The sequence below is a fragment of the Salinisphaera sp. RV14 genome (genome assembly GCF_052044135.1).
GTDB lineage: Bacteria > Pseudomonadota > Gammaproteobacteria > Nevskiales > Salinisphaeraceae > Salinisphaera.
On sequence record NZ_JBQDYF010000010.1, the window covers coordinates 23,010 to 47,409 of the forward strand.

Genomic DNA, 24,400 nt, shown 5'->3' on the forward strand with positions numbered 1-24,400 from the left:
CGAAGGGTTGGGCCGCAAATCCCCCGATACGGCGTTGCGCGTCTTGATCGTGGCTCGCCACGACCGGCGACGCGCGCCTTGTCTCGACGGATTTGCGGTCTCCAACGCGGCACGTGTACGAAACGGCAACAGGCCCTAGACCACGAACAGATCGGTGAAATCGGGCACGGGCGTCGCCTCGGTCGTCGCCTGATCGGCCACGATTTGGTGGATGCGGGCCGCGTTCTTGGGCGCGATCTTCAACGCAAGACTGGCTTCGAACTTCTTCTTCAATTCCGGAATGCCCTCGGCGCGCCGCCGGCGATGGCCGATCGGGTAGTCCACCGAGACCTTCTCGGTCGCCGAGCCATCGCGGAAAAACACCTGCACCGCGTTGCCGATGGCGCGCTTGTCAGCCTCGAGATATTCGCGGGTGAAGCGCGCGTTCTCGGTCACGGTCATCCTGTCGCGCAGGGCGTCGATGCGCGGATCGGCCGCGACCGCGTCCTCGTAATCGGCCGCGGTCAGGCGGCCGAGGATCAGCGGCACGGCCACCATGTACTGCAGGCAGTGGTCGCGATCGGCCGGGTTGTCCAACGGGCCGGTCTTGTCGATGATGCGCACACCAGACTCCTGGGTCTCGATCACGATCTTTTCGATGTCGTCGAGCCGGCCGGCCACCTCGGGATGCAGGGTAAGTGCCGCCTCGACCGCGGTCTGGGCATGAAATTCCGCCGGGAAGCTGATCTTGAACAGCACTTGTTCCATGACATAGCTGCCGAATTCCTGGCCGAGGGTGAGCGCCTCACCCCGGAACAGCGCGTCCTGGAAGCCCCAGGTCGGCGCGGTCAGCGCCGAGGGATAACCGATCTCGCCGCGCAGCACGCGCAGGGCCAGCAGCACACCCCTGGACGTGGCATCGCCCGCGGCCCAGGACTTGCGCGGGCCGGTATTCGGGGCATGCCGATAGGTGCGCAGCGCGCCACCGTCGATGAAGGCATGCGACACCGCGTTGGTCACTTCTTCCTTGCTGCCGCCGAGCATCCGTGTGACGACCGCGCAGGTGGCAACGCGCACGAGCAGCACGTGGTCGAGCCCGACGCGGTTGAAGCTGTTTTCCAGCGCTAGCACGCCCTGGATTTCGTGCGCCTTGACCATGGCCACGAGCACGTCGCGCAGCGTCAGCGGCGCGCCACCCTTGGCGATCTTGCGGCGCGAGACATAGTCGGCGACCGCGAGAATACCGCCGAGGTTGTCGGACGGATGGCCCCATTCGGCGGCCAGCCAGGTGTCGTTGAAGTCCAGCCAGCGGATCATGCAGCCGATGTTGAAGGCGGCGGTGACCGGGTCGAGCGCATAGGACGTACCCGGCACACGGGCGCCGTGTTCGAGTGTGGCGCCTTCGACCACCGGCCCCATCAGTTTGGTGCAGGCCGGATAGGACAGCGCCTGCAGGCCGCAGCCCAGGGTGTCGATCAGGCAGTAACGCGCGGTTTCCAGGGCTTCGGCACTATCGATCTCGACATCGCAGACATAATCCGCGATTTTTGTGAGAACGGTATCGAAGGGCGCGCGGGAGGCGGAACGGATATCGTGACTCATAACACCTGCAGTTCGTTGTCGCCGGTTCGGCGGCTAGTTGTTCGATTCATCGGCACGGCCGGACGAGCGCTTCTCGGCTGTCGTGCCCCGGGGCTTGTTCTTCGCCGCATCGCCGCCGGGCTCGCTATTACCGGCGGTCTTGCCGTGCGGGCCCTGGCGATTCGACTGCGCCGGGCGCCCCGTGCGCCGGGGTTTCGCCGTCGTCTTGCCGCCGGATGTCCGCCGGGCTGCCGGCTTGTTGCCGACGGTCGCCGCCGGGCTCGCGGGTGCGACGGCGGTCGGTGTCGCCTTCTCCGGGCCGTAGAGCTGGCGCAATTCGTCGAGCGCCTCGCCGGCATACACGGCGATATGCTGCAGCGAGGGCAGGCTGTCGCGGCAGCCGATGAACCCGAAGCCAAGCGTGTCGGCATAGCCGTGCACGGTGATATTGAGCGCCTGCCCGTGGGTGACCAGCGAGGTCGGATAGAAGGCCTCCATCTCGGCACCGTTGATGAACAACGGTTTGCGCGGCCCCGGCAGGTTGGACACCGTGACGTTGAACACCGGACGCGTGCGCCCGGCCATACCCGAGACGAGCGAAAGAATATACGGCGACATCAGAGCGATGGTGTACTGGGTAATCGCCGCAGCCGACAGTTTTTCCAGGCTCGTTTTCGCTGAACGCGTCGAGGCGGCGATCGTTTCGAAGCGCTTGCGGGTGTCGGGCTCGTCGGTGGCCAGGGTCGAGATGATGAAGGTGATCGCGTTGCCGTGTTCGTCGTCGCTGTCGGCGGTGCGCACGGAGACCGGGATGCCGGCGGTGAGCGACTTCCTGGGCAAGGCGTCGATCTCGATCAGATAACGCCGCAGCGCGGTACCGCAGATCGTGAGCACGATGTCGTTGACCGTACCGCCGGCGCCCCGGGCCAAGCTCTTGAGCTCGGTCAGCGAATACAGCTGAGTGGCATAGCGGCGCGGCGCGGTGATGCGGCCGTTGAGCACCGAACTGGGCGCGGCGAACGGCAGCCCCATCGCATTCTTGCCGGAACGCGCGGCGCGCAACATGTCGCGGACCACGCTGGCGAAACCCGACAGCGATGTGACCTGTTCACTCGCGCCGGCGACGATCTGGGCCGCGGCCCGGTACAGGCCGGGTTGATGTTCTTCCGGCGGCTTGCGTCGACGTTTTTTCGGCTCGATGGCCCAGAACGGCGGCCGCCCGCTGGTTTCGGCGGTGCCGTCCAGGGCGCGCGCCAGCAGCCGCATGCCCGCCACGCCATCGATCAACGAATGGTGGATCTTGAGATACAAGGCAAAGCGCCGGTTTTCCAGCCCTTCGATCAGGTGACATTCCCAGGGCGGGTAATCGAAATCGATCGGGTGGCTGTGCAGCCGCGAAGTCAGGGTACCGAGTTCGACCTCGCCCCCCGGCGACGGCAATGCCGAATGCCGAAAATGATAGTCGACATCGATCTCGTCGAGCAGCTCCCACTCGGGCACCACCGTGCGCAGGCGGCCCGAGCGCAGGCGCTGATTCCACGGACGATACGCGACCGAGTAACGACGCCAGTGCGCGACCAGCCGCTCACAGAAATCCGCCGGTGCGTCGTCGGGCAGCCTGAACGCCAGCAGGCCGCCGACCTGCATCGGTGCGTTGGGGGTTTCCACGTTGAGCCACGCGGTATCCACCAGATTGAGTCGTTTCGTCTGCATCGCGCACCTCGCGCACGCCACTGTTTTCTTGCCCCCGGCTCCGGATACGAGCCGGTACTCGGATTCGAGCATACGCCGATCACCGGTCGCGATATCGGGCCCTGCCCCGATATCGCGACAGCGTCGGCCGGCGCGGCTCAGCCCACCGCCGCCGTGATGAACAGGCCCACCGTGCAGGCCGTGGCAGCGAACCAGACCAGACTGCGCAGGCTGGCGCGATCGGTGATATAGCACCAGCCATAGACCAGCCGCAGCACGATAAACAATACCGCCAGGGTGTTGATCGCGCCGATAGCGCCGCCGACGATCCCGGCGATGATCACACCGGCGGCGAATGGCGGGAAAGCCTCGAAGCTGTTGAGCTGGGCCCAATAGGCGCGTTTTTTCGCGCCCTGGGTGGCGTCCAGCCATTCACGCGGGTTGTGGTTTTCGCGCGGGCCCATCTTGCTGTCGCCGGCGAATTTCGCATAGCCGATGAAGGCCAGCGGCATGAAGGCGGCGATCAGAACACACCAGTAAGCCAGAATCATGGCATTCCCCCTTGGGGTTGTCGGTTTATGGCCGGCCCTCAGCCACGCGAGTCGATCGGCACGTACTCGCGTGTCTCCGGGCCCACATATTCCGCGCTCGGGCGGATCAGGCGATTGTCGGCGCGCTGCTCGAATACATGCGCGCCCCAGCCGGTCAGACGCGAGATCACGAAGATCGGGGTGAACAGCTCGGTCGGAATACCGAGAAAATGATAGGCCGTGGCGTGATAGAAGTCGGCGTTGGGGAACATGCCCTTTTCGTCCTGCATGACCTGCTCGAGCCGCTCCGAGATCGCGTACAGATTGCGCCGGCCGTCGTCGTCGCCGGCCAATTGCGCCGACCAGGCCTTGATGATGGGGTTGCGCGGGTCGCCGGTCTTGTAGACCCGATGGCCGAAGCCCATGATCTTTTCCTTGTTCGCCAGCATGCGGCGCAGGCCGGCCTCGGCGTCGTCCGGATCGGAAAACGACTCGATCAGCGCCATGGCCTTTTCATTCGCCCCCCCGTGCAGCGGCCCGCGCAGGGCGCCGATCGCGCCGACCACGGCCGAGTAGAAATCCGACAATGTCGCCGTGATCACCCGCGCGGTGAAGGTCGAGGCATTGAATTCATGCTCGGCGTAAAGGATCAGCGAGGTCGACATCGCCTTGACGGCTTCCTCGTCCGGGCGCACCCCGTGCAGCAGGTGCAGGAAGTGGGCACCGATCTTGTCGTCGTCGGTCTCGACCTCGATGCGCTCGCCGGAATGCGTGAAGTGGTACCAGTACAACAGGATCGACGGAAACGCCGCGAGCAGGCGATCGGCTACATCGTGCTGCTGGGCCTCGGGGTCGTTTTCCTGTTCGATGGTGCCGAGCACCGAGGCGCCGGTACGCATCACATCCATGGGATGGGTGTCGGCCGGCAGCACTTCCAGCGCGGTCTTCACCGCGTCGGGCAGGCCGCGCCGTGCCGCCAGACGCCGCTTGTAGTCGGCCAGCTGCGACCGCGTCGGCAGCGCCCCGTACAGCAGCAGATACGCCACTTCCTCGAACTCGGCGCGGCGGGCCAGGTCATCGATGGCATAGCCGCGATAGGTGAGTCCGACGCCGGCCTTGCCGACCGTACAGATCGCCGTCTTGCCGGCGGTTACGCCTGCCAGCCCCGCAGTATTCTGGCTCTCGGCCATGACAAATCTCCTCGTGTTTCGTGTATGTCGTGAATCAGCGCGTGACGTCGACCACGGTGCGACCACTATGCTCGCCCGCGATGATCGCATCGCAGACGGCATGGACATCCACCAGCCCGATCGTCTCATGGGCGATGCGATCGAGCTGTGCCGGCTTGAGCGCGCCGGCCAGTTCGCCCCAGACGGCATCGCGGCGCGATGCCGGGCATTCCACGGAATTGATGCCGAGCAATGACACACCGCGCAGAATGAAAGGCAGAACCGTCATCTCCAGCCCGGGGCCGGCGGCCAGACCGATCGCCGCCACGTTACCGAACTGGACGATCTGGCCGAGCATGTCGGCGAGCACCGGACCACCCAGCGTATCGATCGCGCCGCCATAGCGCTCCTTGCCCAGCGGCTTGCCGCCGAGGTCCAGATCGGCCGGCGCGATCACGTCGTGGGCCCCCAGGTCGCGCAACGCCGGGCCCTGGGCTTCGACCCGGCGCGTCACGGCGACCGGCGAGAACCCGGCCTGGGCCAGCATCTGGATGGCGAACATGCCGACACCGCCGGAAGCGCCGGTGACCAGAATCGGGCCGGCCGTCGGCATCTGGAAATTATCCTGCAGCCGCGCTACCGCAAGGCCCGCGGTGAACCCGGCCGTGCCCAGCGCCATCGCCTGCCACAGCGTCAGGCCGTCCGGCAGCGCGGTCACGCAGTCCGCCGGTACGCGCACGGTCTCGGCCAGACCGCCGTCGCGCGTTTCGGACAACTGCCAGCCGGTCACCAGCACCGCGTCCCCCGGCGCAAAGCGCTCGTCCTCGCTGGCGCGGACCACGCCGGCCACGTCGATACCGGCATTCAGCGGCCGCCTGCGTGCGATCCGGCCGGCGCCGGTGATCGCCAGCGCATCCTTGTAGTTCAAACTCGAATAACGGGCCTCGATCACCACCGCCCCGGCGGTCAGTTCGGCCGGGTCCATCTCGGTGATCCGGCCGCGTGGGCCGTCGTCGGTGTCAATGATCCGCAGCGCTCTCACGGCGGGCTCCCGATGTGCAAGTGAAAACACCACTTTTTTAACACAGCAGGCCGGCGATCTGTTGCGCCGCTGGCGCGGACGGGCTCCGGTGCGGCGGCACACGGCCGTACCGGAGCCCTCGGCCCTGCGACCGCAGCCCGGCACGCCGCGCATTGCCACGCCGCCCGGGGCCGACACCGGCCGGGCCCGCGCGGGCAGGCTTGAGCGCGAATCAGGCTCGGCGTAGGCTTGCCGCATCATCCAACCACCGCTGATGATCTGCGATGAGCGACAACGTTTACAAATCCATCGAACTGACCGGCTCCTCCGAGACCAGCCAGGAAGATGCCGTGCGCAAGGCCGTCGCCGCAGCGGCCAAGACCATCAAGCACATGCGCTGGTTCCAGGTGGTCGATACCCGCGGCCACATCGATGGCGACGAAATCGCGCACTGGCAGGTGACCGTGAAGATCGGGTTCACCCTGGATAACTGATCGAACCCATGTTGCCGAGGCCATGCCGATGAGCGACCAGCCCAGTACCTGGCAGGGTGATCTGGACCGTGCCGATCTGATCGAGGCCAATGCGCCGCCCGATCCGCTCGCGCTTTTTGCCGACTGGTACCAGGCAGCGGCCGGATGCGGCCTGCGCGAGCCTACCGCGATGACCCTGGCCACGGTCGACCCGGATGGCACGCCGTCGGCGCGGATCGTGCTTCTGAAAGGCTTCGACGACACCGGCTTTCGTTTCTACACCAATTACGAGAGCCGCAAGGGCGCCGCGCTGGCCGCAAACCCGCAGGCCGCCCTGGTGTTCTGGTGGGAACCGATCGAGCGCCAGGTTCGGGTGACCGGCCCGGTCACCCGGCTCGACCCCGCCGTATCCGATGCCTATTTCGAGCGTCGCTCGCGTGGCAGCCGGCTCGGCGCGCATGCCTCCCCGCAGAGCCGGCCGCTGGCCGGGCGTGCCGAGCTGGAACAACGTCTGGCCGAGGCCGAAGCCCGATTCCATGATCGCGAGGTGCCGCGCCCCGGCCACTGGGGCGGCTATCTCGTGGCGCCCGAAGCGATCGAGTTCTGGCAGGCCCGGCGCAGCCGTCTGCACGATCGACTACGCTATATCCGGGACGCACAGGCCGGATGGCGCCTCGAACGCCTCGCGCCCTGATCGCCCACCCCCCGATGCGCCCCGCCGCGCGGCCAACCCGGGCCGCCGTTGCCGTTTGGAGATGAAATGAGTCCGTTGCGTTTGGTTGCCCGGCTGGCCTGCCTGTTGTTCGTATTCACCACGGCGCCGGCGCTGGCAGCGATGTACGACATGCCGCCGCCCGGATCGGATGTGGTCGGCCACATTCAGCACATAAAGACCAAGAAATCCGACACGTTCGTGAAGCTGGCGCGCAAATACGACGTCGGCTACCGCGACCTGCGCGAGGCCAACCCGAACGTCGACCCCTGGCTGCCGGGCGACGGCACGCCGCTGGTGATCCCCACCGAGTATGTGCTGCCCAACGTGCCGCGCCGCGGCATCGTCATCAATCGGCCGGAGATGCGGATCTACTACTTCCCGCCCAAGGGCAGCCGGTATGCCGGCAAGGTCTTCACCTTCCCGGTGGGCATCGGTCGCCAGGGGTGGGCCACGCCGGTAACCCATACCCACGTGGCGCAAAAAATCCCGCATCCAACCTGGACGCCACCGCCATCGATCAAGGCCGAACACGCCAAGAAAGGCGACCCGCTCCCCGACGTCGTGCCCGCCGGCCCGAACAACCCGCTGGGCCAGTACGCGCTGCGCCTGGGCCTGCCCTCGTATCTGATTCATGGCACCAACAAGCCGGCCGGCATCGGCATGCACGTGTCACACGGCTGTATCCGGCTATTTCCCGAGGATATCGCCGCCCTGTTTTCGATGGTGGCCAAGGGCACACCGGTCAATATCGTCAGCGAGCCCTACAAGGTCGGCTGGAAGGGCGCTACGCTGATGATGGAAGTGCAACCGCCGAACCCGGAAGGCGGCAAGCCAGTGCAATCCTATACGCCCTGGGTTCAGGCGCTCATCGCCGCGACCAAGAACGAGCCCAATGCCCCCGTGAACTGGAACAAGGCCGAGAAGGTCGTGCACGACGCCAATAGCATACCGGAGGCGATCGGTACCGATCCGCACAAGCACGATCCGAATACCACGGCCCATGCCGATGCCGCCTCGAGTTGATCGCGCCTGGACAGGGGCTCCGCCGCGCGCGATAGCCACAAAAAAAGCCCCGCCAAAAGGCAGGGCTTTTCCCAAGCGGGTCGAACCCGCTGACGAGCGCGCTTACTTCTGCTGAGAAGTCTTGAACATACGCTCCATACGCTGCGAGTTCGACTGCGCCATCGACTTCGCCTGGTTGGCCGTCTGCAGGGCCTGGTTGGCCGTCTGCTGAGCCTCATTGGCGGTCGACTGAGCCGATTCAGCCTTGCGCGTGGCCTGATCTACCTGCGATTTCAGCGCGCCATTCTGGCTGGCACAACCCGCGGCGGCCGCAACGATGCCGACAGCAAAGGCCGTCTTCAAAACCGTCTTGATCATAATAGCAACTCCTGATTATTGCTTTGCCCCGACCGGAAACCCCCGACCGTGCTAATTAAATCTAGCATAACTTCGTTTCGTTGTTGATACGATCAGGCCTTCCGGCCCATGTCTTTTGAACCGAGGAGCACACGCATGAGCGACCGTCGGGTACACGAAACTGAAATTAAACTGAACAACGACACCCGGCTCGGCCATCTCACACTGGATAACCCGGCGGCACTCAATGCGTTGCGTCTGGACATGGTCGAGGCCATCCAGGCCGCAGTCAAACGCTGGGAGGCCCGCGAGGATGTGGTCGCGATTCTGATCGATGCCGATTCGGACAAGGCTTTCTGCGCCGGTGGCGACGTCGTGAACCTGTACCGCTCGGCCATCGGCGACGCCGATCCGGACTATCCGCGCCGCTTCTTCACGCATGAATACCAGCTCTGCCACGATCTGCACCGCCTGAAAACGCCGTGCATCGCGTGGGGGCACGGTATCGTCATGGGCGGCGGCATGGGCGTGTTCTCCGGCGCGAGCCACCGGGTGGTCACCGAAACCTCGCGCCTGGCGATGCCCGAAATCAAGATCGGTCTGTTCCCCGACTGCGCGGCGACCTGGTTCTTCAATCGCCTGCCGCGTTATCTCGCCCGCTTCATTGCGCTGACCGGCGCCACGCTCAACGCCGCCGACAGTCTGTTCGCGGGGCTGGCGGATCACGCGATCGCGCATGCGGCCAAGCGCGACGTGGTCGATGCGCTGACCGCGGTCGAGGACTGGTCGGATCCGCAGGCGACGGTGGCCGATGTGCTCGGGCGCGCCGAAGGGAATCGGCCGGCCGCGACCGCTGGCGATGCCCGTCTGGTCACGCATCTGGATACCCTGCGCACGGCCGCCACCGGCTCCGACCTGGTCACGATCGTGGCGCGCCTGTCGGCACTGGCCGCAGCCGAGGACCCCTGGCTGGCCGAAGCCGGGGCCAATATCGCCGCCGGCTGCCCGGTAACGGCCCATCTCGTTCACCGCCAGCTCGAGATCGGCTGCTTCATGTCGCTGGCCGAGGTCGCGCGCACGGAACTGGCCATGGCGCTGCAATGCTGCGCGCGCCCGGATCTACCGGAAGGCGTCCGGGCGCTGCTGGTGGACAAGGATCGCCAGCCCCGCTGGCGATATGCGAGCGTGGCCGACGTGCCGCCCGATTACGTCGACGCGCATTTCCAGCCGGCCTGGACCGGCGCTCACCCGTTGGCGGCGCTGGTACCGGCGGCGCTCTGAATGATGTCGCGCGCCGCGACTACGACGAACAGCTCAACACCAGACCGCGCGCCCAGTCCGGCGGCAGGCGCGCGTAGTCGGCGTGCTCGGGCTGTTCATCGAAGGGGCGGCGCAGAATCGCGTGCAGGCGCTCGATTTCACCGTAGTCGCCCTGCCGGGCACGCTCGATGGCGTCCTGGGCCAGGTAGTTGCGCAACACATACTTCGGATTGACCAGCCGCATGCGCTCGGCCCGCTGTGCGTCGTCGGCGTCGGTGGCGCCGAGCCGCGTCCGCCAGTCGGCCAGCCAGGACAGTGCCGCGTCGCGCTCGACGAATTCATCGACGAACGGGGCGCCCGTGGCCTTCGGGTCGGCCGAGACATGGCCCAGCGCACGAAATGTGCGCGTAAAGTCCGCACCGTCGACGGCCATGATCCTGAGCAGCTGTTCGATCAACTCGGCGTCGCCCTCCGCGCCATCGAGCAGCCCCAGCTTGGCGCGCATGCGTGCTTGATACGCCTGGTCATAAAGCCCGCGATAATCCGCGAGCAGTTGCTGGCCGATTTCCACCGCGGCTTCCGGCTCGTCGGCCAGCAGCGGCAGTATGGCCTGAACGAACCGGCCAAGATTCCACAGCCCCACCGCCGGCTGCTGGTTGTAGGCATAACGGCCGGCTTCGTCGGTATGGTTGCAGATCCACTGCGGATCGAAGCTGTCCATGAAACCGAACGGACCGTAGTCCAGGGTCAGGCCCAGCACCGACATGTTGTCGGTGTTGAGCACGCCATGGCAGAAACCCACGGCCTGCCAATCGGCCACCAGCTCCGCGGTCACGCCGATCACCTCCGCCACCCAGGCCCGGTAACGCTCGGCATCGCCGTCGATGGCGGCGACCCGGGCGTGGTGACTGGCGATAACATGATCGGCCAACGGCGCGAGTTGGTCGAACTGGCGGTTGTAGAACAGCATCTCGAAGCTGCCGAAGCGCACCAGCGAGGGCGCGACCCGGGTGAGTATCGCCGAGGTCTCGACCGTTTCCCGATAGACTGGTGCATCGCTACCGACGATGGCCAGCGCGCGCGTGGTGGGAATACCCAGCCCGGCCAGGGCCTCGCTGCCCAGATATTCCCGCACGGTCGAACGCAGCACGGCGCGGCCGTCGGCGAAGCGGGAATACGGCGTTCTGCCAGCGCCCTTGAGCTGGATGTCGTAACGCTGGCCACGGCCGTTGACGACATCGCCCAGCGTGATCGCCCGGCCATCGCCGAGCTGGCCCGCCCAGACGCCGAACTGGTGGCCGCCGTAGCGATGCGACACCGGCGCCGCACCCGCCGGCACGCGGTTGCCCGACAGCACCTCGGCATAGCCTTCCCGGCGTGCGCGCTGACCATCGATATCGAGCAGCGCTGCCACATCGTCGTTGAACACCACCGGATACGGTGCGTCGATTGCGGTGGGCTGCTGGCGCGTGTACCACGGCTCGCCCATGGCCGCGCCGTGATTACGCCAATCCAGCGCCCAGATGTCGGTTGTATCGGGGACTGTGCTCATGTTTCGACCCTTGCGGCGACGCCACCATCACACAAGTGGTGGCCGCCGACATCGCCACGGCCCCTCAATGGCTCTTGCCATCGCTGCCGGAACCGGCGCCGGCCGGCGGCGTCTGGCAATACACGGCACCGGGATCGCCGGTGCCGTCATGGATGCGTACCAGTTTGGCGTTGGGCTGTTTGCGGCATTTTTCCTGCTGGTCCCGCAGCCGCGCCGCCTGGACGGTCTGGCTGTGCTCGTAGGCCGCCCGCGCGTCGCGCAGATGCGCGATGTCGTCCGATAACGGCTGACCGGCGCCCGTCGGCGCGCTCGGGTCATACGGCGCGTTGGTGGCATCGAAGGCATCCACCGGATCCTTGTACGGTCCCGGATGACGCGGTGGCGGTGGGTGGTTCATGCAGGCCGTCAACAGCAACGTCAGCATGGCCGCGGTCAATACGGTTATGGTGCCCCGGTTCATGGTCTTTCCCGGCGGAGTTGGGTTCTGTGTCAAGTCTAGGGCCTGTGGCCGTTTCGTACACGTGCCGCGTTGGAGACCGCAAATCCGTCGAGACAAGACGCGCAACGCCGTATCGGCGCCCTGGTTGATTTTATGGGCGGCCCGACCCGAAGGGACAAGCGCCCAAAGATTAACGACACGACGGCAATCCAGCGTTGGTGGTCTGTCACGTAGAACGACTACGCTGCGTTTGCGACGCCTCGTCTTGCCGCAAAACTGCGCTTGGCCCCCAATCGTGTCGGCCAAGGCGCAGGACACCGGCCGCAGTCATTCTGCGCTCAAGCCCTGCAACGCCGGATGGCGCGATCTGGGCCTCCGGTCACGCCAAGTGACGACAGCCCGGGCCTAAACGCGCTAGGATGCGCCTCTTTTAACGCGAATCGAACCATGCAAACGCTACACGTCTGCCGTGATTTCGACGCCGATGCGGCCACGATCTTCGACGTCGTCGCCGATCATGCCGGCTATGCCAGCCTGCCCGGAGTGCGCGCCGCCTGGCTGCGCACGCCCGGCGAGACCGAGCGTGGCGGCGTCGGCGCGGAACGAGTGATTCAACTTCCCGGGATGCGCTTTATCGAACGCATCACCGAATACGAACCGGGCGAGTCGCTGGGCTACCGCATCATCGAATGCCCACTGCCGATCGATCATATCGGCGCGCGCATCATGCTGCAGTCGCTGGGCACCGACGGCAACCGGACCCGCGTGCACTGGACCTCGCGCCTGCGCGGCACCACGCCCCTGGCCGCCGACCTTACCGCCGCGGTGTTCGCTACCCAGATGCGTCTGGCTTATCGCGGCGCGCTGGAAGTCTGGGCGCGCCGGCTGCGTGGCTGAGATCTGTTGCAATAGGCCCGCCCGAGCGGTGGCTAATCCGCCCGGCCGGTCCCGTTGCGCTCCCGCAGCGCGTCGCGGATCTCGGTCAGCAACACTTCCTCGCGCGAGGGCGCGGGCGGCAGGCTGGGCGCCTCGGCTTCCTGGCGCTTGAGCTTGTTGAGCAGGCGCACCACGACGAAGATCGCGAAGGCGACGATCACGAAATTGATTATCGTCTGGATGAAGCTGCCGTAGTTGACCGTCACCGCCGGGTTGTGGCCCGCCGCCTGTCGCAGCGTGACCCTGAGATTGGCGAAATCCACACCGCCGATCAGCATACCCAGGGGCGGCGTGACGATATCGTTGACCAGCGACGTCACGATCTTGCCGAAGGCCCCGCCGACGACCACGCCGACCGCCAGGTCGATCACGTTGCCGCGCACCGCGAAACTCTTGAACTCGCTCCAGAAGCTCATGCTGGCTGTCCTGCCGGGATAACCGGCTGAGTGTAGCGCCGTTCGCGCGCCCGCGGGGTCAGTGCCAGCCGACCGGCTGGTAACCGCGCTCCCGCAGGCAACGATCGACGTAGGCGCGATAGGCAGGCGCCGGACCGCCATCGTGGTGGAATACGTCGCGTACCAGCCCGACGGCGACGCCACCCGCCGCGCCGGCCGCCGCCCCGCGCGCCGCGTTGCCGTAGATCGCACCGGCGGCCGCGCCCCCGGCCCCGCCCATGGCGCCGTGTTCGACCGCGCTGCGCCCGACGTGGCCCTTGGAATAATCCAGGCCGGCGTCCCGCGCCTGTTGCGTACAGGCCGCCACGGCCTGCTCGCCGCCCGGCGGCATGCCCCCGCCGTGGGCGTAGAGCACCGGGTTGCGGCTGGCGCAGCCGGACAGGCCGAGTACGGCCGTTGCCGTCATAATCAGTGCACAAAGATTCCACATGGCAACAAGATCCAGCAACGACAGCGTTCGGACGAGGCGATCAGGCGTAATGCGTTTTCAGATGCTTGGCGATGGCGGCCGGCTTGAACAGGGCGTGTTCGGTATTGGGATCGATCATCGACGGCACTGGCGGGTGCGCGCCGTCGACACAATCGGGCGCGGCGCGGCGGATCCACGCCGCTGGCGCCGGCGCGTCGGCCAGCGCCTCGGGGCTGCGCAGGACATACGGCAACTCCAGCGCCGCCAGTAGGCCGCGCACGGCCCGGGCATGCCGATCGCGTTCGTCGCTGAACAGCTCGAACAGCCATGCCGGCGGCAGCCGGCCGCGGTCGTCGGCGACCCGCATGCCGTACAGGTCGCGAACCCGCGCACCGGCCGCCGTGCCCAGCGCCCCGGCGGCCTCGGGCGGCGCGCGGCGTGCATCCCGCCGATCGAAATAGCGGATGATGTCGCCGGATTCGTACAACACCGTGTCGGTGTCGTCATCGACCAGCAGGGGAAACTGCTGGCGCCCGCCCACCGCTTCGGCCTGCGGACGAAACCGTCGCCCGCCGCGCGGACAGGGAAATACCACGGCATCGAGCACGCGCTCCATCAACGCTTCGCGTACCCGGCCGCAGAACGGGCAACCTTCGTACTCGTACAGATACAGCATGCCTTGGATCATACCGCATGGCGCGGCGCACGCCGGGCGCCCCGGCGGCTTGTTCGCCGGGCGCCGCCCCGCCACAATCGCCGCGCCACTGCCGGACAACGATCATGGACAAGCGCGATTTCGATTACATACTGCCCGAGGCGTCGATCGCCCAGGCACCGCTGACCGAGCGCCGGGCCTCCCGTCTGCTCCGCCTCGACCGGCGCGACGGAACATGGGCCGACCGCCGGGTCGTGGATCTGCCCGAACTGCTCGGCCGCAACGACCTGCTGGTATTCAACGACACGCGGGTACTGGCCGCGCGCATGCACGGTCACAAGGCCACGGGCGGCGCAGTGGAAGTCATGCTCGAACGTATCCTCGACAGCGCGCGCCTGACTGCCAAGATCCGGGCGAACAAGCCCCCGCGCATCGACGCCGAAATCATCATCGGCGCAACTCGCCTGACCGTGGCCGCCCGGCACGGCGAGCTGTACACACTCGTACTGACGGACCCGGCATCGTCGGTGCACGACCTGCTCGATGCGCATGGCCACATGCCCCTGCCGCCCTACATCCGGCGGCCGGACGAAATCGCCGATCGCGAACGCTATCAGACGGTCTGGGCCCGTCATGACGGCGCCGTGGCCGCGCCCACGGCAGGCTTGCATTTCGACCATGTGCTGCTCGAGGCACTGGCCGAGCGCGGTGTTGACTTCGGCACCGTCACGCTGCATGTGGGCTCGGGTACCTACCAGCGCCTGCGCGAAGGCGATGTGCGCGCGCAGCGGTTGCACGCCGAGCGTCTGCAGGTCGGCCAGGCCTTGTGCGATCAGGCCGCGGCGGCGCGGGCGGCCGGCGGGCGCGTGATCGCGGTCGGCACCACCGCCGTGCGCAGCCTGGAGACCGCGGCCCGCGCCCACAACGGCCGGCTCGGCCCGTACACGGGCGAAACGCAGCTGTTCCTGAAGCCCGGTGACGACTTCCACGCGGTGGACGCCATCTTCACCAACTTCCACGAACCGCAGTCGAGCCTGTTGATGCTGGTATCGGCGTTTGCCGGCCGCGACAACGTGCTGGCCGCCTATGCCCACGCGATCGAGGCCGGCTATCGCTTTCTCAGCTATGGCGACGCCATGTTTCTCGCCTGAACGTGATCCGTATACTCGCAGGTTGATCGGATATCGAACCCGGAGGGGTCGCCGGTGGCGCACCATACATTGCCGTTCTGGCTGCTGATCGGCATGCTGGCAGTGTTGCTGCTCGCCGGCCGGCTGATCTCCGGGCTGATCCGGTGGGCGATCCGGCGCGCCACGCCGGCCACGCGCCGTATCGCCATCCGCACCGGGGACGCGCTGGTGCGCCGCCGGCCCGGACTCGACGCGGTCGGCCGCCGTTTTCCGCGTCCCCGCGCCTGGGTCGCCAGGCGCTTCGCCACCGATCGCTTCACCGGGCTGCCGTTGACACTGATCGTCGTCGCGGCCGGCACTCTGGTCGCACTCGGCGGCGATCTGGCCGAAGACGTCATCCAGCGCGAGCGGATCGTGCAGTTCGATGCCCGGGTGAACGCGGCCCTGGCGCCGCTGCGTCACCCCGATCTGCTGCATGTATTCGCCGCCATCACCCATCTGGCCGACGTCACCACACTGGTGGCGGTGGTGCTGGTGGTCACCGCCTTTCTCTGGGCCTACCGCCGCCCGACCTATATTCCGGGCCTGCTGCTGACCGTACTCGGCTCGCAGACACTGACCTATGCCGGCAAATACGCCATCGATCGCCCGCGGCCGGAATTCCTGACTTTTGCCAGCGCGGTCACGCCCTCGTTCCCCAGCGGCCACGCCACCGGCGCGATGGCGATCTACGGCTTCATCGCCTATGCGATCGCACGCAATATGGCGAGCGCGCGACTGCGTTTCGAGCTGGCCTACGGATGCGGGGCACTGATCCTGCTGATCGCGTTCAGCCGGCTCCTGCTGTCGGTGCATTTCGCCAGCGATGTGGCCGCCGGGCTGCTGGTCGGCGGCTTCTGGTTGCTGGCCGGTTTCGCGCTCACCGAATACCTGAACGATCGCGCCGCCCGGCGCTGATGCATTCAGCGGCCGCCGGACTGTTCGCCGGCAGCCTCCAGCTCGTCGCGCTCGAACAACGCCTCCAGTTCGACCGCGGCTTCACGCACGCGTTTTTCCAGCCGTTCCTGATCGTTGGCTACCTCGTAATGCTCGGCCAGACGTGCCTCGTCGTGGGCCTTGAATGTCTTCTGCACACGCTCGACTTCCGCCCGCGGCAGGCCGAGCGCGCGCATGGTGTCGCCGGCCAGCGCGATGCTGGAGAGAAACGTATCGCGCTCGAACACGGTCACGCCCAGATCCATCAACCGATAGGCATGCTGACGGTCGCGGGCCCGCGCGACGATGGTCAGATTCGGAAAATGGGTCTGCACCATGTGCACGGTCCGCAGCGAGACTTCGACATCGGCAATGGCCAGCACCAGTACACGCGCCTCCTCCGCGCGTGCGGCGCGCAGCATGTCGACCCGGGACGCATCGCCGTAATAGACCTTGGCGCCGAAGCGGCGCACGAAGTCCACCTGGGCCGGATTGGCCTCGAGCGCGACGAAGCCGATCCGCTTGGCCCGCAGCATGCGCGCGACGATGCCACCCACGCGGCCGAAGCCCGCGATGATCACCGGATGCTCCGATTCGGCGGGCATTTCGTAGTCGGGCGTGCCGGCGGCCGGCGCGCGCCGGGCATTGAACCAGGCCACGCCCTGCACCGCGAATGGCGTGAGCACCATGGACAACGTCACCGTCGCTACCAGCACATCGGCTTCGGCCTGCACGAACAGATGCCCGGCCACCGCCGTCGACAGAATCACGAAGGCGAATTCACCGCCCTGGCCAAGATAGGCCGCCAGATTGCGCGAGGCGGCCCAGGACAGTCCGTGCCGACGCGCCAGGACCGCCAGGATCAACCCCTTGATCGCCACCAGGCCCAGCGTGAGCTCGATCAGATAAACCGGCTGCGAGGCGAACAGACCGAGATTGATCGACATGCCCACCGCGATGAAGAACAGGCCGAGCAGCAGATCCTTGAACGGATCGACGTTGGCCTCGAGCTCGTGCCGATACTCCGAGTCGGCCAGCAGCACGCCGGCCACGAACGCCCCGAGCGCCACCGAAATACCGGTGGCTTCCATGATCGCGGCGGTGCCGACCACGATCAGCAGCGTCATGGCGATGAAGATTTCCTGCATGCGCGTGGCCGCCACCACGCGCAGCACCGGCTTGAGAACATAGTGACCGCCGACCACCAGCCCGGCGATCACCGCCGCCACCTTGGCCGTCTTTTCGATGCCGCCGAGCAGCGTGACCTCGGCATGGCCGACCGACAACAACGGCAGCAGTGCCAGAATCGGAATCACCGCCAGATCCTGGAACAACAGGATGGCGAAAGCCGAGCGACCGTGGCGCGAGGTCAGTTCACCGCGTTCGCCGAGCATCTGCAGCGCAAACGCGGTCGACGACAATGCCAGCGAGAAGCCGGCCACCACAGCGGGCGCGGGCGGCAGGTGCATGATCCAGGTCGCGCCCAGCGACAGCACGACACCGCTGGCCAGCACCTGCAGTCCGCCGAGGCCGAGAATGGTCTTGCGCAAAGCCCACAGACGGCGAGGCTGCATCTCCAGGCCGATGATGAATAACAGGAAGACCACGCCGAACTCAGCCAGATGCAGTACCTCGTCGACCTGGTCGATCAGGCCCAGGCCCCACGGCCCGATCACCACCCCGGCGAGCAGATAACCGAGCACCGACCCCAGGCGCAATTTCTGGGCGATCGGCACCGCGATGACCGCCGCCGCGAGAAACACCACCACTTCGACCAGCGACACGCTCAAAACGATTACTCCTGAATAGGCTGCGACTAGCTTAGAGCCTGCCGCGGTTGGCCACGAGCCCCCGGAGCGGCGGCGCCGCACGCCCACCCCGCGTCAAATCACAGCAAGGCCCGGGCCAGGTGCGGCCCGCCAACACGCATTCATACCGCACACCGGTGACGGTGTCATGGCGTCGCCGCCGATATCGAAGCATGCGGGGGTTCGGGGCCAAACGCCGCCCGGGGAGTGGGCGCCGCGACGGCGGTACCGTCCGGCTCGGGCCGCCCTTCATCACCTGGGGCCTGTTGCCGCTTCACGCGACGCCAGGGTTATTAATCCGGCATCAAAACAGCTGACTTGATCCGCTGTTTTCAACGCCTTCAAAAATAAAAGCCGGCGCCTGTCCGTGTTTTATTTTTAAAGGCTTAGCGGCCGATGGCCGCGGCAAGCATGCGGTCGCATACTCGCGCTATCAACCCGAGAAATCATCTATTTTTGTGCCGGGTTAATAGCGCGCCCCGCGGCGGTCTTTACTGGATGCTGTAGCCGCCGTCGATCACCAGATTGGCGCCATTGATCATGTCGGCGGCGTCGCTGGCCAGATACAGCGCACAGCCGGCGATCTCTTCCGGGTAGACGAAGCGCCGCGCCGGAATCTTCTCCTTCATGCGCTCGCCGACCTCGCCGGCCCAGGCGCGGCGGCCCAGATCGGTCAGCGCCACGGTCGGCGAGATCGCGTTGACGCGAATGCCGCGCGGGCCCCACTCGGAGGCCAGGACCTTGGTCAGGCCGACCACGCCGGCCTTGCTGGTGCAGTAGGCCAGATGCTTGTCGAGCGCGACCTCGGCCGCCTGTGAAGCCATATTGATGATGCGCCCGCCGCCGGCTTCGAGCATATGCCGGCCCACGGTCTGGCACATCAGGAACACGCCTTTAAGGTTGACGTTCAGCGTGAGATCCCAATCCGCCTCGCTGAGATCCTCGGCCCAGTCCAGCGCCACCACACCGGCATTGTTGACCAGCACGTCGATGCGGCCGTATTCGGCGATCACACGATCGACCGCGGCCCGGACATCGGCGCTGTCGGTCACATCCGCCTGGATGCCGATCGCCGACTCGTCGGTGCCGATCGCGCGGGCCGTGGCTGCAACCTGTTCGCTGCGATCGACCAGCGCCACGCGGGCGCCTTTCTCGACATAAAGCTCGGCGATGGCCCGCCCGATGCCGGCCGCGCCCCCGGTGATCAGCGCGATCCGGCCCGCGAGCGCAAAGTTCTTGTCATAGCCTTGATATTCCATGGGAATCACCGCGTCAGAATTGCCCCATCGCCGGCCCAGGCACGGCCGAGCCCGCACCGGGGCGAACCCGGTGAACGAGCGATCGATGTGGCGGGCGGCAACCGCGGCCGGCGCTTCCGCTGGGAAACGACAGCCACGGCGCCGCCGAGGCGTTTACTGGTGGCCGTAGTGGCCGGAGGCCAGGTTCTTGTTGATCAACTCGGGCAGGCCGTCAATGAACTGCTGGCGGTTGTCGTACATCTGCTTCATGTACTGGTCGGCGTTGTCCTGGGTCACGACCGGCATGTGGATCATGATCTTGTCGGGCACCGACTGACCCCGCACCGCATTGACCGCGACCTGCAGGGCCATGCCGAGCTGCAGCGGCGCGTTCTGCAGGTTGGTCACCAGCTGACGCCCCGAGGCCACATTCTTCAGACCGGCCTCGATGCCGTCCACGCCGACCACCGGCACGTTGGTGATCCGGCGCTGGCGCATGGCCCGGATCGCGCCCACCGCCATGTCGTCATTCTCCGAGATGATGCCGTCGATTTGGGTGCCATATCGCGACAGCCAGGAGGCGGTGATGTTGTAGCCCTTCTCGCGCTTCCAGTCGCCCGGACGCTGGGCCAGCACCTTGATGCCTGAATGCTGCTTGAGCACGTTCTCGATGCCCTGGGTGCGGTCGATGGTCGCCGACTGGCCCAGCGGGCCCTTGAGGATCACCACGTTGCCCTTGCCGCCGATCTTTTTGACCAGCGCCTTGGTCTCGTTCTCGCCGGCCAGCACATCGTCCGGACCGACATAGGAGGTCAGGTACTGTTCGCCGGGCGGGAAGATCTTCACGTTGGTGCCGATCACCTTGATGCCCTTCGACTTGGCCTCCTTGATCTGCGGGCCGAGCGCGGAGGAGTCGACCGGATCGATCACGATCGCGTCCACATGCTGCCCGATGAACTGCTTGATCTGGGCCACCTGGCTGGCGACCGAGCCATCGGCGCTGGCCCAGCGCAGATCGACGTTGTCGGCCTTGGCCACCGCTTCGACGCCTTCCTTGCCCGACGAAACCCAGCCCGACATGCCATAGACAGTGAAGCCGACCGTGATCGGCTTGTCCTGCGCGGCCAGGCTCGGCGCGGCCATTGCCACGCAGCCCAGCGTCAATAGCGCGGCCGCGGCCCGCTTAAGGAATGATGATTTCATGAGGGTCCTCCTGTTTTCTCGCTCGAGATCACAGCCACAACGGCTGTGGTTTGTTGTAATCGATGCCATCCCGGCCGCTCAGACCAGCTTTCGCCGGCTGGCGATGGTGTCCAGAAAGACCGCCAGGATGATGATGAAACCGCGGATGATGTGTTGATAGAACGGCGAGACATTGAGAATCGTCAGGCCGTTGTCGATGGTGCCGAGCAGGATCACGCCGAACAGCGCGCCGGCGATCGAGCCGCGCCCGCCGGCCAGGCTGATGCCGCCGATCACGGGGGCGGCAATCGCGGTCAGCTCGTAGCCGGAGCCGGTCGAGGCGATGCCGGCGGTGATCTGGGCGGCCAGCAACACGCCGGCCAGCCCGGACAATCCACCGGAGATCACGAACGCCGAGATCAGCACGCGCCGGATCGGCAGGCCGGCGACGAAAGCCGCCTGGATGTTGCCGCCCACGGCGTAGATGTAGCGGCCGAAGCGGGTCTTGGCCAGTACCAGCCACAGCAGCAGGAATACGATGAACATGATGTAGATCGGGATGGGGATCCCGAGATACGCGTTGATCGAGATATTGAGAAACGGATCGTTGTCGATCGAGATCTGCTGGCCGGCGCTGAAGACATAGCCGATGCCGAGCGCGATCGACAGCGTGCCGAGGGTCGCCACGAACGACGGGATATTGAGCAGGGCCACCGCGATCCCGTTGAAGGCCCCGATCAGCACGCCGGCGAACACCCCGCCCGCGATCGCGACCAGACACCAGCCGACGCCGGAATGACCGGTCAGGATCACGGCCGCCACCACCCCGGCCAGGCCCACGATGCTGCCCACCGACAGATCGATGCCGCCCGAGAGCACGACCACACCTTCGCCGAAGCCGATCAGGGCATAGACCGAGATCAGCATCAGGATGGAGATGATGTTGTAGAAGGAGATGAACTGCGGCTGCGCGATCGTCAGCGGGATCACATAGCAGGCGAAGGCGACCCATACCACCAGCGAGGCCAGTCGCTGACGATTGAACAGCGCGTGCCGGCGCGCGGGCGCCGCTGTGGCGTCGGGGGTGGATGGCGTTGGGGCTGTGCTCACGTGGGTCATCCTCTTTCTGAATCGTGGGATCGTGGTCGCCGCCGTTACGCGCCGATCGCCGTCCGGACGATATCGGCCTCCCGGAAATCGGCGCGCTCGAAGGTTCTGGCGATGAAACCGTCCTTGAACACGGCGATGCGATGCGACAGCGTCATCAGCTCCGGCAATTCGGAGGACGACACCACGATCGCCACGCCCTGGCGCGCCAGCTCGACGATGATTTCGTAGATATCGGCCTTGGCGCCGACGTCGATGCCGCGCGTGGGCTCGTCCAGCAGCAGTACCTTCGGCTCGTCGGCGATCAGGCAGCGCGCGACCAGCGCTTTCTGCTGATTGCCCCCGGACAGCTGGGCCACCGACGAACGCGTGGATTCGTACTTGGTGCGCAGCGCTTCCAGCGCTGCGCGGGTCAGATCGTGCTCGCGAGCGGTCTTGAGCCAGCCGGCCAGCCCGGAGAAACGGCCGAGATTGGCCAGAATCGCATTGGCCGCGATGCCCTGCGACATCACCAAGCCCGACTCCTTGCGGCTTTCGGGGATATAGATCAGGCCGCGGGCCAGCGAACGCGAGGGCGAACGCTCGGCATAGTCCGCGCCGCCCAGACGAACCTGGCCGCGCCGGGCCGGATGCAGCCCGTAGACGGACTTGAGAAACGCGGTGCGCCCGGCACCGGCAATGCCCGCCAGGCCGACGATCTCGCCCGGGCGGATCGCGAAATCGAAGGTCTGCTCGGCGCCGCCGTCCGGCCGGCGCGTGGCATAGCCGGCGACCGCCAGCGCCGGGGTGGCCTGTTCGATCGCGGGCAATACCAGCCGCTGCTCGGCCAGCTTGCGGCCGACCATGGCGTCGACCACTTCGGCCGTGGACAGGTCACGGGCCGTGGCGGTGAGTGTGATTTCACCATCGCGCAGCACCGTGATGTCGTCGGCCATCTGTTCCACCTCGTCCATCTTGTGGGTGGTGAACACAACCGTGGTGCCGCCCGCGCGCAGGGTGTCGACAATCTCGAACAGATGCCGGGTCTCGTTGCTGGTCAGCGACGAGGTCGGCTCGTCGAGCAGCAGAATGCGCGGCCGGCGATGGTAGGCACGGATGATCTCCACGATCTGGGCATAGGACAGGCTGATCTGCTCGACCCGGTCGCGGGCGTCGATCGGCACACCGAAGGCATCGATCGCGGCCTGCGCCTGGTCGAACATGCGGCGCGCCTGTAGATAGCCGATGCGCTTCGAGCCCGCGGTGAGTTCGCGGCCGAGGAAAATGTTGTCGGCCACTGTCAGATGCGGCACCAGCGACAATTCCTGGGTCACGATCTGAATGCCGCGGGCCTGGCCGGCGCTGGGGGTGAATTCGCGCACGGCTTCGCCATCGACCCGCAGCTCACCCGACGACGGGGCGATCAACCCCGCGATGATGTTGAGCAGCGTCGACTTGCCGGCGCCGTTCTCGCCCATCAGAGCGGTCACGCGACCGGCCTGCAATGCGAGATCGATGCGGTCGAGCACCGCCGTGGTGCCGAAACGCTTGCCGATCCCCACGCATTCGAGAATGTTCGCGGTCATCGTTGTCACGCGTGTGGCGTGTTCCTCCATTCGCTTTGCCGGCCGGGCCGGCCCTCTTTTTCGCCGTGCCGGCCGCGCGGTCGATAGAACCGCGAGGCGCCGATCACGAATTCGCAACGGGCTGATTTCTTTTCTGCTCATAATAGCAACACAATGCTCATATGAGCGCTATGCCCTATTGGTCGCAGGCGCTATCCTTACCGCCATGTCCATCGATCCCGACACCGGCGTCCTGGCTGCGACCGTCGCGCAGCGGTTCTATATCGACGGTGCGCCAAAGACCGTCATCGCCGAAGATCTCGGTCTGTCGCGCTTCAAGGTCGCGCGCCTGCTCAATCTCGCGGTCTCGGAGGGGATCGTGCGCTTCACCATCAAGGCGCCGCTGGCCTACGACACGCATCTGGCCCGCGACATCCAGCGGAAATTCAACCTCAAGCAGGTGATCGTGGTCCGCTCGTCCGAGCACGACCGGGAACCGGCCGCGATCCGCCAACGCGTGGGCGCGGCGGCCGCGAACCTGCTCGGCGAGCTGGTTTCGCCCGACGATGTGCTGGGCATCGGCTGGGGGCGCACGACCAGCGCCATGGCGCTGCAGATCGAACGGCTGGCGCGCTGCAGCGTGGTGCAGATGGGCGGCATCGTCGGCTCGTCCAGCGAGAATTCGCTGGACGTCGTGCGCCGGGTGAGTGAAATCGGCGGCGGCGATGCGTATCCCATCTTCGTGCCACTGGTGGTGGGCGACAAGACCACCGCCGACGGGCTGCGCAAGGAACCGAGCGTGGAAGCCGCGTTTCGCTTGTTCGGCTCGATCTCGGTCGCGGCGATAGCTGTCGGCAGCTGGGATCCACCGGCGTCGCAGATGATGCAGAGCCTGAGTGCCGCCGACCGCCAGCAACTCAGCGAGGCCGGCGTGATCGCCGAAGTGCTGGGGACGTTCATGCGCGCCGACGGCTCGCTGGTGACCCTGCTGGATGATCGGACGCTCGCGCTCGGCTACCCGGACCTGTTGCGCATCCCCAACCTCATTCTCGCGGTGGGCGGTGCGGAAAAGGCGGATGCACTGCTGGCGGTCTTTCGCGCCGGCATCGGCAAGACACTGGTCACCGACGACAGCCTCGCCCGCCGGCTGCTCGCCGCCGACTGACCCCGGCCATTGTTGTTACACCCCAT

At 66.4% G+C, this 24,400-nt stretch carries 24 protein-coding genes; 8 read left to right on the top strand and 16 right to left on the bottom strand.

Going from position 1 to position 24,400, the window contains the following annotated elements:
* Window positions 1–135: 135 nt before the first annotated feature.
* The 5 genes from ACS8Y6_RS11330 to ACS8Y6_RS11350 form a co-directional block, all read right to left on the bottom strand.
* A complete protein-coding gene (locus ACS8Y6_RS11330; protein WP_440848921.1) occupies window positions 136–1,581 on the bottom strand; it encodes a bifunctional 2-methylcitrate dehydratase/aconitate hydratase in 1,446 nt (481 codons plus the stop codon).
* A gap of 33 nt (window positions 1,582–1,614) precedes the next feature.
* Window positions 1,615–3,273 (bottom strand): WS/DGAT/MGAT family O-acyltransferase, encoded by a 1,659-nt coding sequence (locus ACS8Y6_RS11335; protein WP_440855595.1) that lies wholly within the window; start codon window positions 3,271–3,273, stop codon window positions 1,615–1,617.
* Window positions 3,274–3,410: 137 nt separating this feature from the next.
* Window positions 3,411–3,803 carry an MAPEG family protein gene (locus ACS8Y6_RS11340; protein WP_440848919.1) on the bottom strand — a complete coding sequence of 131 codons (393 nt, stop codon included), beginning with the start codon at window positions 3,801–3,803 and terminating at the stop codon, window positions 3,411–3,413.
* 38 nt (window positions 3,804–3,841) lie between these two features.
* Entirely contained in the window at window positions 3,842–4,972 is a 1,131-nt protein-coding gene (gene prpC, locus ACS8Y6_RS11345) for a bifunctional 2-methylcitrate synthase/citrate synthase (RefSeq protein ID WP_440855596.1), read from the bottom strand.
* 34 nt (window positions 4,973–5,006) lie between these two features.
* The gene (locus ACS8Y6_RS11350) at window positions 5,007–5,993 is read right to left on the bottom strand and encodes an acrylyl-CoA reductase family protein (RefSeq protein WP_440855597.1); all 987 of its coding nucleotides are present in this window, start codon (window positions 5,991–5,993) and stop codon (window positions 5,007–5,009) included.
* 263 nt (window positions 5,994–6,256) lie between these two features.
* Here ACS8Y6_RS11350 and ACS8Y6_RS11355 point away from each other — a divergent pair, with 263 nt between their 5' ends.
* The 3 genes from ACS8Y6_RS11355 to ACS8Y6_RS11365 all read left to right on the top strand — a co-directional run bounded on the left by ACS8Y6_RS11355 (window position 6,257) and on the right by ACS8Y6_RS11365 (window position 8,183).
* The gene (locus ACS8Y6_RS11355; RefSeq protein ID WP_440848916.1) at window positions 6,257–6,466 is read left to right on the top strand and encodes a dodecin; all 210 of its coding nucleotides are present in this window, start codon (window positions 6,257–6,259) and stop codon (window positions 6,464–6,466) included.
* 28 nt (window positions 6,467–6,494) lie between these two features.
* Entirely contained in the window at window positions 6,495–7,139 is a 645-nt protein-coding gene (pdxH, locus tag ACS8Y6_RS11360) for a pyridoxamine 5'-phosphate oxidase (protein ID WP_440855598.1), read from the top strand.
* 66 nt (window positions 7,140–7,205) lie between these two features.
* Window positions 7,206–8,183 carry a L,D-transpeptidase family protein gene (locus ACS8Y6_RS11365; protein WP_440848914.1) on the top strand — a complete coding sequence of 326 codons (978 nt, stop codon included), beginning with the start codon at window positions 7,206–7,208 and terminating at the stop codon, window positions 8,181–8,183.
* Between the two features lie 102 nt (window positions 8,184–8,285).
* On the opposite strand, the gene ACS8Y6_RS11370 is transcribed toward ACS8Y6_RS11365, so the two are convergent.
* Window positions 8,286–8,540, bottom strand: coding sequence for an Lpp/OprI family alanine-zipper lipoprotein (locus ACS8Y6_RS11370; RefSeq protein ID WP_109993218.1), 255 nt, complete (start codon window positions 8,538–8,540; stop codon window positions 8,286–8,288).
* 135 nt (window positions 8,541–8,675) lie between these two features.
* Between ACS8Y6_RS11370 and ACS8Y6_RS11375 the strand changes: the two genes are divergently transcribed.
* On the top strand, window positions 8,676–9,800 hold the full coding sequence (locus tag ACS8Y6_RS11375; protein WP_440855599.1) for an enoyl-CoA hydratase/isomerase family protein: 1,125 nt from the start codon (window positions 8,676–8,678) through the stop codon (window positions 9,798–9,800).
* Window positions 9,801–9,819: 19 nt separating this feature from the next.
* Here ACS8Y6_RS11375 and ACS8Y6_RS11380 read toward each other — a convergent pair whose 3' ends face one another.
* Together ACS8Y6_RS11380 and ACS8Y6_RS11385 are read right to left on the bottom strand one after the other, a co-directional pair.
* Window positions 9,820–11,331, bottom strand: coding sequence for a protein adenylyltransferase SelO (locus ACS8Y6_RS11380; RefSeq protein ID WP_440848912.1), 1,512 nt, complete (start codon window positions 11,329–11,331; stop codon window positions 9,820–9,822).
* 64 nt (window positions 11,332–11,395) lie between these two features.
* Entirely contained in the window at window positions 11,396–11,791 is a 396-nt protein-coding gene (locus tag ACS8Y6_RS11385) for a hypothetical protein (protein WP_440855600.1), read from the bottom strand.
* Window positions 11,792–12,217: 426 nt separating this feature from the next.
* Here ACS8Y6_RS11385 and ACS8Y6_RS11390 point away from each other — a divergent pair, with 426 nt between their 5' ends.
* Window positions 12,218–12,667, top strand: coding sequence for an SRPBCC family protein (locus ACS8Y6_RS11390; RefSeq protein WP_440848910.1), 450 nt, complete (start codon window positions 12,218–12,220; stop codon window positions 12,665–12,667).
* 32 nt (window positions 12,668–12,699) lie between these two features.
* Here the strand turns inward: ACS8Y6_RS11390 and mscL are convergent, their stop codons facing one another.
* From mscL to ACS8Y6_RS11405, 3 genes are all read right to left on the bottom strand, one after another.
* Window positions 12,700–13,122, bottom strand: coding sequence for a large-conductance mechanosensitive channel protein MscL (gene mscL / locus ACS8Y6_RS11395; protein ID WP_440848909.1), 423 nt, complete (start codon window positions 13,120–13,122; stop codon window positions 12,700–12,702).
* Window positions 13,123–13,180: 58 nt separating this feature from the next.
* Window positions 13,181–13,567, bottom strand: a complete 387-nt coding sequence (locus tag ACS8Y6_RS11400; protein WP_440848908.1) for a hypothetical protein — start codon at window positions 13,565–13,567, stop codon at window positions 13,181–13,183.
* A gap of 64 nt (window positions 13,568–13,631) precedes the next feature.
* Window positions 13,632–14,258, bottom strand: coding sequence for a glutathione S-transferase N-terminal domain-containing protein (locus ACS8Y6_RS11405; RefSeq protein ID WP_440855601.1), 627 nt, complete (start codon window positions 14,256–14,258; stop codon window positions 13,632–13,634).
* Between the two features lie 92 nt (window positions 14,259–14,350).
* On the opposite strand from ACS8Y6_RS11405, the gene queA reads away from it, so the two are divergent.
* Window positions 14,351–15,376, top strand: coding sequence for a tRNA preQ1(34) S-adenosylmethionine ribosyltransferase-isomerase QueA (queA, locus tag ACS8Y6_RS11410; protein ID WP_440848906.1), 1,026 nt, complete (start codon window positions 14,351–14,353; stop codon window positions 15,374–15,376).
* Between the two features lie 54 nt (window positions 15,377–15,430).
* Window positions 15,431–16,312: a phosphatase PAP2 family protein gene (locus tag ACS8Y6_RS11415; protein ID WP_440848905.1), complete on the top strand. Its 882-nt coding sequence runs from the start codon at window positions 15,431–15,433 to the stop codon at window positions 16,310–16,312.
* Between the two features lie 5 nt (window positions 16,313–16,317).
* On the opposite strand, the gene ACS8Y6_RS11420 is transcribed toward ACS8Y6_RS11415, so the two are convergent.
* The 5 genes from ACS8Y6_RS11420 to ACS8Y6_RS11440 all read right to left on the bottom strand — a co-directional run bounded on the left by ACS8Y6_RS11420 (window position 16,318) and on the right by ACS8Y6_RS11440 (window position 23,230).
* Window positions 16,318–18,114, bottom strand: coding sequence for a monovalent cation:proton antiporter-2 (CPA2) family protein (locus ACS8Y6_RS11420; RefSeq protein WP_440855631.1), 1,797 nt, complete (start codon window positions 18,112–18,114; stop codon window positions 16,318–16,320).
* Window positions 18,115–18,629: 515 nt separating this feature from the next.
* A complete protein-coding gene (locus tag ACS8Y6_RS11425; protein ID WP_440848952.1) occupies window positions 18,630–19,403 on the bottom strand; it encodes an SDR family oxidoreductase in 774 nt (257 codons plus the stop codon).
* Window positions 19,404–19,550: 147 nt separating this feature from the next.
* The gene (locus tag ACS8Y6_RS11430) at window positions 19,551–20,579 is read right to left on the bottom strand and encodes a substrate-binding domain-containing protein (protein ID WP_440848904.1); all 1,029 of its coding nucleotides are present in this window, start codon (window positions 20,577–20,579) and stop codon (window positions 19,551–19,553) included.
* Window positions 20,580–20,657: 78 nt separating this feature from the next.
* The gene (locus ACS8Y6_RS11435; protein WP_440848903.1) at window positions 20,658–21,668 is read right to left on the bottom strand and encodes an ABC transporter permease; all 1,011 of its coding nucleotides are present in this window, start codon (window positions 21,666–21,668) and stop codon (window positions 20,658–20,660) included.
* Window positions 21,669–21,712: 44 nt separating this feature from the next.
* Entirely contained in the window at window positions 21,713–23,230 is a 1,518-nt protein-coding gene (locus ACS8Y6_RS11440; protein WP_440848902.1) for a sugar ABC transporter ATP-binding protein, read from the bottom strand.
* Between the two features lie 205 nt (window positions 23,231–23,435).
* On the opposite strand from ACS8Y6_RS11440, the gene ACS8Y6_RS11445 reads away from it, so the two are divergent.
* Window positions 23,436–24,374 carry a sugar-binding transcriptional regulator gene (locus ACS8Y6_RS11445; RefSeq protein WP_440848901.1) on the top strand — a complete coding sequence of 313 codons (939 nt, stop codon included), beginning with the start codon at window positions 23,436–23,438 and terminating at the stop codon, window positions 24,372–24,374.
* Window positions 24,375–24,400: the final 26 nt, after the last annotated feature.

Coding starts and splice junctions, on each gene's coding strand:
- ACS8Y6_RS11330 (WP_440848921.1), bottom strand. CDS start 1,581: ATGAGTCACGATATCCGTTCCGCCTCCCGCGCGCCCTTCGATACCGTT.
- ACS8Y6_RS11335 (WP_440855595.1), bottom strand. CDS start 3,273: ATGCAGACGAAACGACTCAATCTGGTGGATACCGCGTGGCTCAACGTG.
- ACS8Y6_RS11340 (WP_440848919.1), bottom strand. CDS start 3,803: ATGATTCTGGCTTACTGGTGTGTTCTGATCGCCGCCTTCATGCCGCTG.
- prpC (WP_440855596.1), bottom strand. CDS start 4,972: ATGGCCGAGAGCCAGAATACTGCGGGGCTGGCAGGCGTAACCGCCGGC.
- ACS8Y6_RS11355 (WP_440848916.1), top strand. CDS start 6,257: ATGAGCGACAACGTTTACAAATCCATCGAACTGACCGGCTCCTCCGAG.
- pdxH (WP_440855598.1), top strand. CDS start 6,495: ATGAGCGACCAGCCCAGTACCTGGCAGGGTGATCTGGACCGTGCCGAT.
- ACS8Y6_RS11365 (WP_440848914.1), top strand. CDS start 7,206: ATGAGTCCGTTGCGTTTGGTTGCCCGGCTGGCCTGCCTGTTGTTCGTA.
- ACS8Y6_RS11370 (WP_109993218.1), bottom strand. CDS start 8,540: ATGATCAAGACGGTTTTGAAGACGGCCTTTGCTGTCGGCATCGTTGCG.
- ACS8Y6_RS11375 (WP_440855599.1), top strand. CDS start 8,676: ATGAGCGACCGTCGGGTACACGAAACTGAAATTAAACTGAACAACGAC.
- ACS8Y6_RS11380 (WP_440848912.1), bottom strand. CDS start 11,331: ATGAGCACAGTCCCCGATACAACCGACATCTGGGCGCTGGATTGGCGT.
- ACS8Y6_RS11385 (WP_440855600.1), bottom strand. CDS start 11,791: ATGAACCGGGGCACCATAACCGTATTGACCGCGGCCATGCTGACGTTG.
- ACS8Y6_RS11390 (WP_440848910.1), top strand. CDS start 12,218: ATGCAAACGCTACACGTCTGCCGTGATTTCGACGCCGATGCGGCCACG.
- mscL (WP_440848909.1), bottom strand. CDS start 13,122: ATGAGCTTCTGGAGCGAGTTCAAGAGTTTCGCGGTGCGCGGCAACGTG.
- ACS8Y6_RS11400 (WP_440848908.1), bottom strand. CDS start 13,567: ATGACGGCAACGGCCGTACTCGGCCTGTCCGGCTGCGCCAGCCGCAAC.
- ACS8Y6_RS11405 (WP_440855601.1), bottom strand. CDS start 14,258: ATGATCCAAGGCATGCTGTATCTGTACGAGTACGAAGGTTGCCCGTTC.
- queA (WP_440848906.1), top strand. CDS start 14,351: ATGGACAAGCGCGATTTCGATTACATACTGCCCGAGGCGTCGATCGCC.
- ACS8Y6_RS11430 (WP_440848904.1), bottom strand. CDS start 20,579: ATGAAATCATCATTCCTTAAGCGGGCCGCGGCCGCGCTATTGACGCTG.
- ACS8Y6_RS11440 (WP_440848902.1), bottom strand. CDS start 23,230: ATGACCGCGAACATTCTCGAATGCGTGGGGATCGGCAAGCGTTTCGGC.
- ACS8Y6_RS11445 (WP_440848901.1), top strand. CDS start 23,436: ATGTCCATCGATCCCGACACCGGCGTCCTGGCTGCGACCGTCGCGCAG.